Source organism: Cystobacter fuscus DSM 2262, from assembly GCF_000335475.2.
Lineage (GTDB): Bacteria > Myxococcota > Myxococcia > Myxococcales > Myxococcaceae > Cystobacter > Cystobacter fuscus.
The window spans coordinates 32,265-47,883 of record NZ_ANAH02000032.1 but is presented as its reverse complement, the minus strand read 5'-3'; the positions used below and the strand labels follow the sequence as shown (position 1 = coordinate 47,883).

11 protein-coding genes are annotated in these 15,619 nt (G+C 68.8%); all 11 read right to left on the bottom strand.

Annotated features, from left to right (window positions below; translation table 11 throughout):
- The 11 genes from D187_RS36045 to D187_RS35995 all read right to left on the bottom strand — a co-directional run bounded on the left by D187_RS36045 (nucleotide 1) and on the right by D187_RS35995 (nucleotide 15,491).
- Complete coding sequence (locus D187_RS36045) at nucleotides 1-2,370, bottom strand: FtsX-like permease family protein (protein ID WP_002627553.1); 2,370 nt, start codon at nucleotides 2,368-2,370, stop codon at nucleotides 1-3.
- Nucleotides 2,371-2,382: 12 nt separating this feature from the next.
- Nucleotides 2,383-3,927 (bottom strand): lysine--tRNA ligase, encoded by a 1,545-nt coding sequence (gene lysS, locus D187_RS36040; protein ID WP_002627554.1) that lies wholly within the window; start codon nucleotides 3,925-3,927, stop codon nucleotides 2,383-2,385.
- A 76-nt stretch (nucleotides 3,928-4,003) separates the two neighbouring features.
- On the bottom strand, nucleotides 4,004-4,357 hold the full coding sequence (locus tag D187_RS36035; RefSeq protein ID WP_002627555.1) for an anti-sigma factor family protein: 354 nt from the start codon (nucleotides 4,355-4,357) through the stop codon (nucleotides 4,004-4,006).
- A gap of 26 nt (nucleotides 4,358-4,383) precedes the next feature.
- Complete coding sequence (locus tag D187_RS36030) at nucleotides 4,384-4,986, bottom strand: sigma-70 family RNA polymerase sigma factor (protein WP_002627556.1); 603 nt, start codon at nucleotides 4,984-4,986, stop codon at nucleotides 4,384-4,386.
- A 112-nt stretch (nucleotides 4,987-5,098) separates the two neighbouring features.
- Nucleotides 5,099-6,218, bottom strand: a protein-coding gene (gene prfB, locus D187_RS36025) for a peptide chain release factor 2 (RefSeq protein ID WP_245591912.1) whose coding sequence is annotated in 2 segments (ribosomal slippage) — nucleotides 5,099-6,148 and nucleotides 6,150-6,218 — 1,119 coding nt in all. Because the reading frame shifts where the segments join, the coding sequence is not laid out codon by codon here.
- An 18-nt stretch (nucleotides 6,219-6,236) separates the two neighbouring features.
- The gene (locus tag D187_RS36020; protein ID WP_002627558.1) at nucleotides 6,237-7,547 is read right to left on the bottom strand and encodes an Lnb N-terminal periplasmic domain-containing protein; all 1,311 of its coding nucleotides are present in this window, start codon (nucleotides 7,545-7,547) and stop codon (nucleotides 6,237-6,239) included.
- Between the two features lie 45 nt (nucleotides 7,548-7,592).
- Entirely contained in the window at nucleotides 7,593-8,438 is an 846-nt protein-coding gene (gene ybeY, locus D187_RS36015; RefSeq protein WP_002627559.1) for an rRNA maturation RNase YbeY, read from the bottom strand.
- A 25-nt stretch (nucleotides 8,439-8,463) separates the two neighbouring features.
- Nucleotides 8,464-10,959 (bottom strand): HD family phosphohydrolase, encoded by a 2,496-nt coding sequence (locus D187_RS36010; protein ID WP_002627560.1) that lies wholly within the window; start codon nucleotides 10,957-10,959, stop codon nucleotides 8,464-8,466.
- A 104-nt stretch (nucleotides 10,960-11,063) separates the two neighbouring features.
- Complete coding sequence (locus tag D187_RS36005) at nucleotides 11,064-12,134, bottom strand: PhoH family protein (protein ID WP_043433235.1); 1,071 nt, start codon at nucleotides 12,132-12,134, stop codon at nucleotides 11,064-11,066.
- Between the two features lie 105 nt (nucleotides 12,135-12,239).
- On the bottom strand, nucleotides 12,240-13,433 hold the full coding sequence (locus tag D187_RS36000; RefSeq protein ID WP_002627562.1) for a DUF4388 domain-containing protein: 1,194 nt from the start codon (nucleotides 13,431-13,433) through the stop codon (nucleotides 12,240-12,242).
- Between the two features lie 12 nt (nucleotides 13,434-13,445).
- Nucleotides 13,446-15,491, bottom strand: a complete 2,046-nt coding sequence (locus tag D187_RS35995) for an FYVE zinc finger domain-containing protein (protein ID WP_245591911.1) — start codon at nucleotides 15,489-15,491, stop codon at nucleotides 13,446-13,448.
- Nucleotides 15,492-15,619: the final 128 nt, after the last annotated feature.

Here is a 15,619-nt window from a genome sequence, read left to right as displayed (position 1 = left end):
TCACTCCGCCTTGAGGCCTTCCACCGGCTCCACGCTGCTCGCCTTGAGCGCGGGATAGATGGACGCCAGATAGGTGACCAGCACCGCGATGACCACCGCGAGCGCCGTCTGCACCGGCTCGATCTTCACCGGCAGGTTGGGGATGTAATAGACGGACGGGTCCAGTTTGATGCCCACCTTCAGGATGAAGTAGCACCACGCCAGCCCCGAGAAGAGCCCGAGCAGGCCCCCGGCCACGCCAATCTGGAGACCCTCGGCGAGGAAGATCTTCACGATGCCGCCGTCGGAGACGCCCAGTGCCTTGAGCACGGCGATCTCCTTGCGCTTCTCCAGCACGAGCATGATGACCGTGGCCACGATGAGGCCCGCGGCCACGATGATGATGATGGACAGGATGATGCCCATCACCAGCTTCTCCAGCCGGAGCGCGGAGAAGATGTTGCGGTGGATCTCCCCCCAGTCCCGGGCGCGGTAGGGATAGCCCCCCAGCTCGCGCGACACCTGCGTGGCGATGCGCCGCGCGTCGTCCACGTCCGCCACCTTCAACTCGATGCCCGTGGGCCCCGTGGTGTTGAAGAGCTTCTGGGCCTCGGCCAGCAGGATGTAGGCGAACTTGGCGTCGTACTCGTACATACCCGAGTAGAAGATGCCCGCCACGCGGAAGGCGCGGCTCTTGGGGATGAGGCCCGCGGGGCCCAGCTCCGCGCCCTGGGGCGAGATGACGTTCACCCGGTCTCCCACCACCACGCGCAGGATGGTGGCCAGCTCCCGGCCGAGGATGATGCCCGGCAGCACCTTCTGCTCGGTGCCCCGGGTGGTCTTCCCGATGATGGGATCGACCTCCTCGTCCTCCTCGTCGTCCTGGCCGGAGGGCTTCGAGCCCAGGCCCAGCGAGCGCCGGGGCGCGATCTTCTGGGGGGTCTCCAGGTTGTCCAGCTCGCCCCCGGGCAGCATGTTCCGGCGCAGATCCAGCACCGAGCCCACGGTCTCCGGATCAATCCCCTTGAGCACGATGCCCTGCACCTCGTCCTCGGCGAGCACCATCACCGGGTTGTCGATGGAGGGCGTCTGGCCCGCCACGCCGGGCACCTTGGCGATCTGCTCCATCAGCCGCTTGTACTCGGACAGGTGGCCCGCGTACTTCGACACCACCACGTGCGAGTGCGCCCCGAGGATCTTGTTCTGCAGGTCCTCCTCGAAGCCGCTCATCACCGACAGGACGATGATGAGCGCCATCACGCCCACGCCCACGCCGCCCACCGAGAGCGCCGTCATCATCATGGTGGGTGACTGCTCGCGCAGCTTCAGACGGTTGAGCGCGGAGGCGGCGGCGAGCGGATCCTTCAGGCCCAGCTCCCGGATGCGGGTGCGCTCCACGGCCGCCTCCACGGCACGGATGATGCCGTAGATGATGAGCGGCGGGACGATGCCGAACAGGAGCACCGCCAGCGTGCCGAACACGAGCGAGGGGCGGAACACCCCCACGTGGCGCCGGGCGACGAACAGCTCGAAGCCCAGCCGCAGATCCATGCGCCCGCTGCCCGCGGCGATGAAGCCCGTGTTGATGCCCAGCACCAGCATGAGCACCAACAGCGAGAACACCAGCCAGTAGCCCACCACCGGGCGGCCGAGCATGTCCGCCACGTACGTCACTTCGCGCAGCCGGTAGCCCAGGGACACCTGGAGGTCCGGCAACTGCTCCATCAGCGTCAGGCCGATGGGCACGGGCAGGCCGAGGTAGATGACCCCGATGGTGGCCTCGGGCATGGCCAGCCGCCGCGCCCGCGCGGCCCCCACGAAGCCGCACCCGAAGGCGACGAGCGAGGCGATGATGAGCGACACCGCGAAGGCCACCGTGGGCGCCAGACCCCCCTGCCCTCCTCCGCTCGCACCTCCTCCGCTCGACAGGAACGTCTGCAGGAGGATGAGCACCAGCTCCGCCAGCAGCATGCCGCCGCCGTAGGCGCCCAGCGTGCTCCAGTAGAAGTCCCGGTAGCGCGCGAGCCGGGGATAGAGCACCGCGCCCGCGGCCGGGCTGGGCCCCTCGGTGGACTCCGGGGCCCGGCGGATGCCGCTGGCGATGAGCACCCAGCCCACGATCCACGCGGCGGACCCGATGACGAGGTACTCGGTGCCGACGAGGCCCACCGAGGAGGGCACGGCGGACTGCACCGCCACCAGGCCGACCGCGTTGATCGTCTGCACGAGCCCGCCCCAGGCCAGGGCGGACAGCCCCAGCACCGAGGCGACCCGCGCCCACGCATCCACGCGGCCAATGGCCACGCCGAGCAGCACGACGCCCACGAGCGCCACGAGGACGCCGCTCCAGATGAGGCTCCAGCGGTAGACGGTCTGCCGTTCGGCGTTCACAGGGGTTCCTGCCTACTTCGCAAGCGGCTTGAGGAGGGGGAAAAGAATGACGTCGCGGATCGACGGCGCGTCGGTGAACAACATGGCGACGCGATCAATCCCAATGCCCTCACCCGCCGTGGGCGGCATGCCGTGCTCGAGTGCGCGGATGTAGTCCTCGTCGTAGTCCATCGTCTCCTGCTGGCCGCGCTGCTTGGCCTCCAGCTGGGAGAGGAAGCGTTCCTTCTGGTCGAGGGGATCGTTGAGCTCGGAGAAGGCGTTGCCGATCTCCCGGCCCGCGACGAACAGCTCGAAGCGATCTGTGAAGTCCGGGTTCTGATCATTGCGGCGCGCCAGGGGGCTGACCGCCGTGGGGTACTGGGTGATGAAGGTGGGGTGCACCAGGGTGGTCTCCACGTGGTGCTCGAAGAGCGCGCCCACCAACTCCCCGTGGTGCATGGCCTGGATGGCGCGGCGATCCGCCTCGCCCTGGGCCTTGGAGAGCAGCTCGTGCCGTAGCCGATCCGGGTCCGCCATGTCCTTGTCGCTCAAGGAGGGCACCACCTCGCGGATGGCCTCCGTCATGGGGATGCGCTTCCAACCCTTGCCGAAGTCCAGCACGTGGCCCTGGTAGGTGACCTTGGTGTCCCCCGTCACCGCCTTGGCCGCCCCCGAGAGCATCTCCTCGGTGAGGTCCATCAGGTCCTCGAACGTGGCGTAGGCCTGGTAGAACTCCAGCATCGTGAACTCGGGGTTGTGCCGGGTGCTGATGCCCTCGTTGCGGAAGTTGCGGTTGATTTCGTACACGCGCTCGATGCCGCCCACCACCAGACGCTTGAGGTGGAGCTCCGGCGCGATGCGCATGTACAGGTCGATGTCGAGCGCGTTGTGGTGCGTGGTGAACGGACGCGCCGCCGCGCCGGACACCAGCGAGTGCATCATCGGTGTCTCCACCTCGATGAAGTCGCGCCCGTCGAGGAACTCGCGGATGTGGCGGATGAGCTTGTTGCGCTTGAGGAAGGTCTGCTTGACCTCGGGGTTGGACACGAGGTCCAGGTAGCGCTGGCGGTAGCGCGTCTCCACGTCCGACAGGCCATGCCACTTCTCGGGCAGGGGGCGCAGGGACTTGGTGAGCGGCAGGAACTTCGTCGCCGACAGGGTGAGCTCGCCCGTCTTCGAGCGGAAGAGCGTACCCTGCACCGCCACGAAGTCGCCCAGGTCGCACAGCTTGAAGAGCTCGTAGGCGTCCCCGAGCGCGTCCTTCTTCAGGTGGGCCTGGATCTCCCCGGAGCGGTCGCGCAGCTTCACGAAGGCGGCCTTGCCGAAGCTGCGCACGGCCACGATGCGGCCCGCCACGTCGTAGGCGACGGGCCCGGCCTGCTCGATCTCCTCGGTGGACTGCTTGTCGTGACGGGCGAGGATGTCGGCGGCCAGGTGCTGGGGCCGGTACCCATTGCCGTAGGGGTTGAAGCCGGAGTCCTTCCACTTGCGCGCCTTGTCGAGGCGCTGCGCGTAGATTTCCTGCTCCTTGGACCCAAGGTCTACTTCGGCGGTCTTGTTCTCTGGCGTGTCGGACATGGGCATCCCGTGAGGGCGCGGCACGCTAGCCAAGCGCACCCCGGGACGCAATCAATGGACGCAGCCACCCCTTCTTTCAGGGAGAAGACACGAGCAGGTAGGCCGCCACCGCGGCCGCGAGCAGCACGGGAATGAGGATCTCCACCGGCAGCCGGTAGTGCGCGTGCATGAGGTTCAACCCGCGCAGGCCGGAGCGGCGCTGGCGCTTCACCCGTGCCAGCACCTGCGAGGCCAGCGCCGGTGGCGCCTTGTGCCGCGGTGCCTGGCGCACCCGGAGCACGGTGCTCGAATAGGCCTGCCACCCCCGCTGGCACTCGCCACAGGTGTCCAGGTGAGAGCGCACCTCACGCGCCGTGTCGGTGGGAAGCTCCTCATCCGCGAAGGCGATGAACAGGGCCCGGGTCTCCCGGTGGCTGAGCTGCGCTGGCATATCTCCAAGTCTCCGCTGAAAACCGTTCATTCCTCAAGCCGCCCCAACACATCCGCCAACTTCTCCCGGGCCCGGTGGAGCCGGCTTTTCACGGTTCCCAACGCTAGCTCGGTGATGTCGACGATTTCCTCGTATGACAGGCCCTCGATGTCCCGGAGCGCCACCAACATGCGCGCGTCCGGCTCCAGCTGGGAGATGGCCCACTGCACCCGCGCCTGCTCGCGCGCGGACTCCAGGGCCTCGTCGGGCCCCGGGGGCGAGCCCAGTGCCCGCGCCAGCGCGCCCTCGCTCTGCTCGCCGTACTCGTCCGAGCGGCCCCGGCCCCGGCGCTTGAGGTACTTCAGCCGGTTGAGGCAGTGGTTCTTTCCGATGCGGAACAACCACGTGGACAGCTTGGAGTCCTCCCGGAAGCGCGCCAGGTGCTGGTGGGCGCTCACGAACACCTCCTGCACCACGTCATACGCCTCTTCCGGATCCGCGAGCATCCGCACGCAGAAGTCGTAGAGCCGATCCTGGTGCTCACGCACCAGCGCCTCGAAGGCCTCCGGCTCGCCACGCCGCAGCCGCGCCAGCAACAGGCGCTCCGGCGTCTCCACGTCCTGACTCCCGAGCACTTCGCTCGCAGACACCGGTGACCTCCCCGCGGCCCGTCCCGCGCACGGCTCCACCCCACTGCCCTGGCTTCCCGCGGTCTTTGGACAACGAGACCGCGGAAAGGTTCCCCGCCTGGTGGGCGAGGGGCTACTCGGGGGCCGCGCGGTTGGGGTTCTTCACCCCCATCAACTGGGCGGTGACGAACTGCTCCAGCTCTCCATCCAACACCGCGTCCACGTTGCCCGTTTCCACGCCCGTGCGCAGATCCTTCACCATGCGGTAGGGCGCCAGCACGTACGAGCGGATCTGCGAGCCGAAGGAGATGTCCTTCTTCTGCGCCTCGGCGGCGTCCCGCTCCGCCTCGCGCCGCTTCATCTCCAGCTCATAGAGGCGGCCGCGGAGGATCTTGAACGCCATGTCCTTGTTGGCCGACTGCGAGCGCTCCGTCTGGCAGGTGATGATGATGCCGGTGGGCAGGTGGCGCAGCTGCGCCGTGGACGAGGTCTTGTTGACCTTCTGACCGCCCGCGCCGCCACCCCGGATGAACTTCAGCTCGATGTCCTTCTCCGGGATGTCGATCTGGATGGAGTCATCCACCTCCGGGTACACGTCCACCGAGGCGAACGCCGTCTGCCGGCGCGCGTTGGCGTCGAAGGGGCTGATGCGCACCAGCCGGTGCACCCCCACCTCCGCCTTGAGGTAGCCGTAGGCGTACTCGCCCTCGATGCGCAGCGAGACGTTCTTGAAGCCCGCCTCCTCGCCCTCCTGCGAGTCGTTGATCTCCACCTTCCAGCCGCGCTGTTCGCAGTAGCGCGTGTACATGCGCATGAGCATGGCGGCCCAGTCCATGGAGTCCGTGCCGCCCGCGCCCGCGTTGATGTCCATGAAGCAGTAGGAGCGATCCTGCTCGCCGGAGAGCATCCGCGCCAGCTCCAGCTTGGCGATGTCCGCCTCGACGGAGCCGAGCGAGTCCTCGGCCTCCTTCGCGCTGGCCGGGTCGTTCATCTCCGCCGACAGCTCCAGCAGCGTCTGCGCGTCGTCCAGGCCCCGGAGCGCCTTCTCGAAGGCCCCCACGCTCGACTCCAGCGTGGCCTTCTCCTTGAGCATCGCCTGGGCCTTGGTGTTGTCGTCCCAGAACGTGGGCAGCGTGGATTCGCGCTCGATCAGCGCGATGCGAGACCTCTTGCGATCGAGGTCAAAGATGCCCCCTGAGCGCCATCAGACGCTCGCGAAGCCCGCCGATTTTCTCCATCGAGTCGTTCGCCATGTTGTGTCCTCCTACCAGTCAGTTGCCAGAAGCCTTCAGGGTGGGCGCCAGCGGCGGGGACTCCTGTCCGACCGCCACCGCGGAGCGCCCCAGCGTCATCGCGCCCGCCATGCCCACCGACACGGGCAGCAGCAGCGCGATGAGGCGCCAGTTGTCTTGATCGAACAGGGGCAGCGCCTTGAGCACCAGCCCCAGCACGCCCAGGGCCGCGAGCACCACCCACAACCGCCACATCCACTCGCGCGCCCGCGGCGAGCCGCGCATCAAGGCGAAGCCCAGGGGCAGCGCCAGCACGGTGAGCGGGTTGGCCAGGAACAGGTTCTCGTTGCGGTACGTCACCGTGTGGTCCGTGCCCAGCCACATGATGAACAGCGCGAGCCCTGGAATCCCCACCACCAGGCCCACCAGGACGTTCTGCAGGCCGAGCAGGACGCGGGGCGCCCGCCCACCCGTGCGCCGTTCCCACAGGGCCAGCCCCACCGCGATGCCGCCCAGTACGAGCCCCAGCAGCAGCAGGACCGCGGCGTAGCCCGGCGGCCGCGCGGGAGTGGCCGGACGGCCCTGCGCCGCGTAGACGGTGAAGGCCCGGGCCACCAGCGGGTGGGGCTTGCCGTCCGCCCCCGTCACCTGGGCCTCCGCCACCTGCCGCTCCAGCTCGTCGGGCAGGAACGCCTCCTGCCAGCGCGTGGCGGGCTTGTCGATCTCGTCGTTCATCAGGAAGTCGAGCAGCAGGCTCATGGGCGGGCCCACGTCGGTGTAGCGGCGCGTGTGCTCGCGCAGCGTCATCCGCCCGGGGCCGCTCGCCGCGGCGTGCAGCTGACCCCCCAGCACCTTGTCGAGCACATCGCGCAGCCGCGTCACGCAGTTGTCGTTGTAGTGGTGGTAGAGGTAGTCGCGGTTCTGGGGCAGCACGTTCTCCGCCAGCAACCGTCCCAGCTCCACCTTCTGCGCGGGCGTCAGGTTCAGCTCCTGCAGCCGCACGTCCCGGTTGAGCGAGCGGTAGAAGCGGAACGTGGCCGCGGGGCTCGCGTCGTCCACCCAGAACTCGAGCCGCCCCATCGCGTAGCGCAGGAGCATGCGCTCGTCGAAGGAGAACATGCCGTAGTTGTAGAGGCGCGACTGGCGCAGCTTCTGGTCCTCCACCACCAGCGAGCCGTGACCGAACCAGGACGCCACGTCGTCGCCGGGCCCGAAGGTGACCAGGTAGACGGACAAGTCCTCGCCCCGGCTCTCCCCGGTTCCCCAGGGAGGCAGCTCCTGAGCGGACGCCGGAAGGGCGGTCAGCAACAGGCCGAGCAGGCAGAGCATCGATGAGCCGAGGCGGGACATTCGCACCTACCTATCACGCGCGCCGCCCGACTCAACCCGTCCGTCTCACGTCATGAGCTTGCGAGCCCGGGGAGCCACCGCGTCACCCACCATGCCGCTGGCGCCCAGCAGGCGCTCCTCGGCGCGCGCCATCTTCTGCGCGTCCTTGGGCCGCTCGTGGTCGTGCCCCAACAGGTGCAGCAGGCCATGCGCCAGGTAGCGTGCCACCTCCTCTTCCAGGGTGCGCTCGTACTCCCGGGCCTGCAACTTCGCCGTGTCCAGGGAGATGACCACGTCGCCGAGCTGCCTCGGCCCGGGCGTGCCCTTGGGGGCCTCGCCCGCGGGGAAGCTCAGCACGTCCGTGGCCTTGTCCTTCTTGCGCCAGGTGCGGTTGAGCCGGCGGATGGCATGGTCGCCCACCAGGGAGATGGACAGCTCGCACCCGGACAGCTCCAGCTTCTCCAGGAACGTCTCGGCCAGCTCCGTCACCAGCTTGGAGAAGCGCTTGCCCTGGGGATGCGCCACCTGCACCGTCACCCGGTTCTCCTGGGGCTCCTCCTCGGCCTGCTCGATGTTGGCCAGCTCCACCCGGAAGGCCGGCGCGCACACCGAGTAGTAGTCGCACGCGCCCTGCCCATCGTTGCGGTACACCACCCGGCGGCCCCGGGGCACCAGGCCCATCTCCCCTTCCTCGATGAGCTGGCGCCGGCCGTCCACCACGAGCGTCAGCTCGCCCTTGAGGACGATGACCACCTCGTCGAACTCGGGCTTCTGCGCCGGCTCGCTCCAGCCCGGCGGCGCCAGCATGCGCGCCACCGACACCGCGTCGGTGCCCGTCGTCGCCGCGCCCACGAACTCCTCGATGCGCTTCCCATCGTCGCGGGGAATCACCTTCCCCTTGCGCAGCTTCACGTTCGCCCTCCTCCCGCCACGCGCATCAGGTTCCCGTGCCCACCGGACGCGCCTTGTCTTCCTGTTTCACCGCCGGAGCCACCATCAGCGAGCCCTTGGGTCCCGCCTGCAGTGCACCGGCCGGATACGCGGGACGCGCATGATAGATGCCCTCGAGCGTGTGCAGGAAGGACTGCGAGATGAGGTTCAAGTCCCGAAGTGTCAGATCGCACTCATCCAACTGCCCCTCGGAGAAGATGAGGTTGATCATCTTCTGCACCTGCGCTTGCAGCCGCGCCGAGGTGGGCTCCGGCAGCGAGCGCGTGGAGGCCTCGACGGCGTCGGCGATCATCACCAGGGCGGCCTCGCGGAACTGGGGCTTGGGACCCGGGTAGCGGTAGACGCTCTCGTCGAGCGGAGGCGCGCCTTCCTTGCCCTCCTGCTCCTTGAGGGCCTTGTGGAAGAAGTAGCCCACCAGCCGGGTGCCGTGGTGCTGGGGAATGGCGTCCGCCACCAGCTTGGGCAGGCGGTACTGGCGCGCCATCTCCAGGCCCTCGGTGACGTGGCGCTTGATGATGACGGCGCTCATCGCCGGGGCGAGCCCATCGTGCCGGTTGTCGCCCTTCTGGTTCTCCCCGAAGTAGAGCGGATTCCGGCCCTTGCCGATGTCGTGGTAGTAGGCGCACGAGCGCGCCAGCAGCGGATTGGCGCCGATGTCCTCCGCGGCGTTCTCCACCAGCGTGCCGATGATGATGGAGTGGTGGTAGGTGCCCGGCGCCTGGACGATGAGCTCCTTGAGCGCGGGGTGGTTCAAGTTGGCCAGCTCCAGCAGCTTCAGGTCCGACGCGTAGCCGAACACGGACTCGATGAGCGGCGTGAGCGCCAGCACCACCACCGGCACCGCCAGCGTCGTGCCCAGGAAGGCGAACACGGCGGTGAGGAGGGTGTCGGGGGTGAGCCCCTTGCCCTCGGCCAGGAAGAGGAAGAGGACCGCCAGGAGGTTGGCCACGCCGGTGACGAGGCCCGCCTTGAAGATGCCCACCCGATCCTTGGCGCGGGTGATGCGGTCGGCCGCCACCAGGGCCCCCACCAGCGCGTAGATGCCGAAGGACAGCGAGTTGCCCAGCATCACGCCGCACAGGCACGCGAGCACGAGCGCGAAGAAGAGCGCCAGCTCCTCGGAGAGCACGAAGCGCACCAGCATGGCCCCGGCCGCCACCGGGAAGGCGTAGTAGAAGGCCTCCAGGGGCAGCGCCGCATAGCGGTCCTGCACCGCGTCCGCGATGGACACCCAGATCTGCGCCAGGCCCAGCATCGACACCAGCAGCAGGCCCAGGAGCAGCGCGTCCTTGCGCGTGGGACGGAAGCGCCGGAAGGCCGCCCGGCAGAAGAGGTACGTGGCGGAGATGAGCAGCGCCACCAGGCCCGTGCCGCCCACCTGCAACTGCAGCAAGTCCAACCGGTCCGTCTGCGCGCGCATGCCGCGGATGGCCACCAGGTGCGTCTCGTTGACCAGCTCCCCGTCGCCGATGACGCGCTGGCCCTTCTTGATGGAGATGACGGCGTCCTTCACCGCCGTCGCCGCCAGGCGCCGCCGGGCGTCCGTCTCCGCCAGGTTGATGGTGAGGCTGGGCCGCACCAGCCGCTTGGCCAGCCGCAGCACCGCCCGGCGCTGCACGACGGGGGAGTCCGGCAGGAGGTTGCCCGGAACGGAGGCGAAGCGCTCCAGCTCCGTATAGGTCTCGCGCAGGTCCACCACGGTGGGCGCCGTGATCGCCAGGGTCTGCTCGCCATTGTGGCGCAAGTCCCTCACGGTGATGCCCTGGGCGCCCTCGCGCGCGAGCTCCTCGCGCGCGGGGGCGATGTACACCGGCAGGGGCTCGGAGAAGCCGTAGGCCCGCTCCACGAGCGACAACGTGGCCGCCTCCAGTTGCTCGGAGAAGTGCCCCGCGTTGAGCGCCTGGAAGTCGTCCGCGTCGATCTCCGCGTCCCGGCGCCCGAAGAGCAGCACCAGGAAGCTCTCGCGCATCGCCTCCAGCTCCTGGCGTTGCCGCTCACGCTCCTCCGCCGTCGGCGCGGGCGACTTGCGCGCCTTGCGCGTCTCGGTGGAGTCCACGGGCACGGGCGGCGCGGCGGCTTGCTTCTCCGCCAGACGCCGACGCATGTCCGAAAAGGCGCCGCTCACGGAGGTGCGCAGCTCCGAGGCCACCCCCGGGCTCAGGTCATACACCGGGCGGACCGCGGCGCGTGCCTCCTGGCGCCGCTTCTCGGTCATCGACTCGTGGAGGATGTCGTAGTCCCGCCCGGCCTTGAACCCCGCCGGAGCATTCGTCCGGAAGGGCCGACCCAGGTCCTCCTCGGAGAGGGCGGGGATCTGCTGGCTGTAGAGGCCCGGGGAGATGACGAAGCCCGCCGCGATCGACACCGCCCCCAGCAACAGCAGGTTCGTCAGGCGCCGGCCCCATTCGGGGCCGAGCCGGAAGCGGCGAGACAAGGCGTCCAGCGGACTGGGTCCGGGGGGCGGCGATTCCGGTTCGGCCATGGCGGTTTTCAACCTATGAGAGGCGGGGCGGAGACTTCAAGCAAGGCGGGAGGCGGAATGTTCCTTGCCAACCGCTCCCCCGCCCCACCACCCGGCGAGCTGCCTCACGAGGCGGACGGCTCCTCGCTGGAGGAAGAAGAGGGGGCCATCTGCTCCGCGTGCTTCAGCGCCTTGGCGGCCTGCTGGGCGGCGTCGAAGCGATCGTAGGCGCGGATGACCTCCTGCACCAGGGGGTGGCGCACCACGTCCACGTCGGTGAACTCGGAGATGCACAGGCCCTCGATGTTGCGCAGGATGGAGCGCGCGTGGTGCAGGCCGCTCATCCGGCCCACCGGCAGGTCCACCTGCGTCACGTCCCCGGTGATGACCGCCTTGCTGTTGTAGCCCAGGCGGGTGAGGAACATCTTCATCTGCTCGACGGTGGTGTTCTGCGCCTCGTCGAGGATGACGAAGGAGTCGTTGAGCGTGCGGCCGCGCATGAAGGCCAGCGGCGCCACTTCCACCACGCCCTGCTCGATGAAGCTCGTGGCGCGCTCGACGGGCATCATGTCGTGGAGCGCGTCGTAGAGCGGGCGCAGGTAGGGATTGACCTTCTCCGCCAGGTCCCCGGGCAGGAAGCCCAGCTTCTCACCGGCCTCCACCGCCGGACGCGCCAGGACGATGCGCTTGACCTTCCTGTCGAGCAGATAGGAGACCGCCATGGCCATGGCCAGGTACGTCTTGCCCGTACCCGCGGGGCCGATGCCGAAGACGATGTCGTTGGCGCGGATGGCGTCCACGTAGCGCTTCTGCGCGATGCTCTTGGGCGCGATCTGCTTGTTGCCCGAACTCTTGAGCACGGGCCCGAGCATCACGTCCTGGAGCGACTCGACGCCTCCGCGCCCCATCACCTTGATGGCCTGCTCCACGTCCTCGCGGTAGATGGCGCGGCCGGCCCGGATCATCCCCTCGAGGCTCTCCACCAGCTTCACCGTGAAGGCCACGGCATCCGCCGGTCCCGACAGGTGCAGTTCCGTCCCCCGCTGTCCCACGCGGACACCGAGGCGGCGCTCCATGAGCTTGAGGTTCTCGTTCTGGTTGCCACACAGCGCCAGGGTCGTCGCGTTGTCGCGGACATCCACCTTGGCGGAGGTGGGGCTGACTTCTTGGGCCTCTACAGTGGCGGGGTTTCGCAATTCATCCCATCCCATGAGTGCGGGTCTCGGCTTTCAACCTCACTTCAGTAACGGCCTCGATAACGACTTCCAGCCTCCGGTGTTGCCCAGCAGCGAGCAGCCCACCTAGCGCAAGGGGGGCAGGAGGATGAACTGACGATCCGACGTACGACGGTAATAGTAATCATCCCGCCACGGATAGCGCAGGTCTTCGTTGCGCAGCAGACCCACTTCCACCAGGGAGTCCAATCGTTCGGGGAGGTTGCCCTTTTCGAGGCGGAACACCTCCAGCGCGGCCTGGATTCGGACCTGTTGGGCACGAGACACCAGGCGCTGGGCGGCCGGGTCCGAGTACGAGGAGGCCGACGCGCCCTGCAGGTCCCACGTGTCCGGCCGCAGCCGCGAGGCGACGAAGCCCAGCGCGGCGATCACCAGGAGGGTGACCACGGCGCGCGCCAGCACGCCGCCCAGCCGCACGAGCAGATCCCCACCGCGAGCGGACGACGACAGGCTCGAGAGGCCCGAGGGTGGCAGGGCCCGGATGTAGTCGAGGTTGAGCAGGTTGACGAGGGCCTTCCAGGTCTCGAACTCGCCCAGGCAGCTGAGATCCACCAGCTTGCGCACGTCGCGCCCCGGGCCGATGAGGCTGTACACGCGGCGCTCGGTGCTGCCGATGGACTTGAACTCGCCCTTGTTCTCGTCCTTCTTCTCCTCGGAGAAGGCATCGTCGAAGGACGCGTCGAAGTCGTCCTCCTTCTCCTGGGCCTTCTGCGGCGGCAGCTCCTTGAGCTTCTCGAAGGTGGTGGCCTCGTTGGAGAGCTTCTTGCGCAGGTGGGGCCACTCATCCACCATCCGGAAGCCTTCCATGAGCACGCTCTCGGCGCGCAGCGGCGCGAGATCGTCCTGATCTATCTGGACGCTGTCCTCCTGCTTGAACTCGTAGTCGCCCGCCTTCCAGGAGAAGAGTCCGTAGAGCGACTCCGTCACCTGCAGCCGCATCATCTGCTTGAGCTTCTCCGCGGAGATGGCGCCCGTGGAGGTGAGCACGTCCCCGAGCCGCTTGAGGGTGCGCTTCTGGATCTCCAGCGCGCTCTCGAGCTGCTGGGGCGTGATGAGCTCGGCGCTCACCAGCATGTTGCCCAGCAGATCCTTCTTCTTGCGCGTGACACTCTCGGCACGCACGATGTTGCCGTCCCGGATGAAGACCTGGACGTCCTGATCCTTGCTCTTGAGGTAGAGCACCCCGGTCTTCTGCTGCTGCCCGATGAGCTGCAGGATGTCCGCGATGCCGAAGTCCTTGAGGGTTCCCGTGAGCGCCATCGTCGTTCCGGTCTACTCGTTCTGGCGGCGATACAGCCCGCGCAGCGACAACAGGTGAAGGGGGATGAGGAGAAGCAACAGGGGGGCGAGCTTGAGGTACATCGGCACCTCTCCATAGGGCGAGCGCAGCACCCCGGAGCGCAACACCAGCCCCGCCACCCCGAGCAGGAAGAGGAAGGCGTAGAGCGTACCGCGCACCGCCAGCCCGTTGAAGAGGTGGCCCGCGCCGGACACCAGGCCGCCGAAGACGTAGGACACGCCGCTCGCCCACTGGCGGTTGCGCTCGATCTCGATGTGCTTGCGAGCCCGGACGCGCGCCTCCACCACGATCTTGCGCGAGAAGACGTTGACGCACTGGGCGCACAGCTTGCTGGCCACGCCCAGCTCCTTGTCACAGCGCCGGCACACCGGACGGCCGCACTTCTCGCACTCGTGGGACGGATTGAAGATGCCTCGGGCCAGGCCGAGCATGGCGACGAGCAGCGCCCCGAGCACGAGCGGACCCCAGGCGGAGATGCCCGAGCCACCTCCGAGCAACCGGCTCGACAACTGGGCCTCCACGCGCTCGGCCAGGGACGTGTCCTCGATGACCGGCAGGTCCGTCAGGGGCAGCACGGGCGCGAGCAGCAGGCGGTTCATCGTCAGCCGATCATCCGGCGGCCGCTCCCACATCAGCAGCTCGCGATCCAGACGGCCCGCGGTCTCGAGCGCGTCACGCGCCTTCTGGTTCTGGGCGCTGATCTCGGAGTCCGGCGCCACGGCGGCACGGCGGCGGTAGACCTCGGCCAGATTGAAGGCGGGCGCGGCCAGCCCCGGGTCCGCCGACAGGGCCTGGGTGTAGAGCCGCGTCGCGCCGCCCATGTCACCCGTGGCCAGCAGGGCGTTGCCCAGGTTGGTCATCAACGGCGCATGCCCGGCACGCAGCGCCATGGCCGCCTTGTAGTGGGCGATGGCCTCCGGCATCTGGCCCCGGCGCGCCTCGAACCGGCCGAGCGCGAAGAGCTCGGCGAAGCTGGCCTGCTTCTTCTCGTGGCGCACGCGCACGCGCTGGGCCACGGGCTCCGCGTCGATTCCGCCGTGCTCCAGCACGTAGACGTCCTCGGCCACCGTTCCCGCGAAGACCGCGGACTGGGCGAGCTTGCCCGCCGCGAGGGGGACGAGCGCCGCCAGGGCGAGCAGCAACGTGGCCACCACCCGCTCCGAGCGCGACAGGTAGAACGACACGGAGCCCAGGAGCAGCAACAGCGTGGGCACGACACCCCAGCGCAGGGCCAGGGGCGTGCCGAAGAGCAGCAGCACCGCGAGCGCCGTGGACTGCCAGTGGGCCGAAGCGCGGGGAAAGACGTGGTGGAAGTCGTGGAGCAGGAAGCGCACGCGCCGCACGAAGAGCACGCCCACCACCACCGCCGCCGTGGCCAGCAGCGCCATCAGCACCACCGTCCCGAGGTCCGCCAGCACCGGGCGACGGTAGCGGGGATCCCTCAGCATCAACTCGAGCGCGGCCCGGAGCTCGCGCGAGTACTTGCCCACGGCCTCGGGCGAGCGCTCGGCATAGGCCTGGGCGAGCGCCAGACGCGCGTAGGGAAGGTTCGGAGAGAGCGCCGCGGCCTGTTCCACGAGCCGCAGCGCACCCGCCTCGTCGTGCGCCTTGCGCCGTCCCTCCGCCGCCCGGATGAAGCCGACGCTGAAGGACTCCAGATCCAGGGCCGCCACGTCCTCGCGCAGCGTCACCAGTTCCTGCTGGGCCGCGCGCGCCGCCTCGCTGTCCAACGCCGCCACCGCGTCGCGCCATTTGACCCAGGCGGCCTGGAGGTCCGCATCGGAGATGCGCGGCGTGAGGATGGGCGCCGGGGGTGGCCGCGCGACCGGCTCGGGCACGGTGGGGGCGGCTGGAGCCGCGGGCGCCGGGGCCACGACCACTCCCGCGTCCTGCTCCGCGGCGTTCGCCGCCTCGTCCTGCGCCTCGTCCTCCTGGCCCTTGCGGCCCTTGCCCTTCTTGCCTCGACCCCGGGCCGGGCGCCCCTCCTCGTCTTCCTCGGAGTCCGAATCGGATGGCATCGCCATCTCCTCTGGCTCCAGCATGGAGGGATCCTGATATTGCTGCGCATGCGCCGGCCTCGCGGGCATCCACGAGGCGAGGCACAGCAGCAGCGGAAGAAAGCGCAACGAGAAAGAGGGGTGCGACA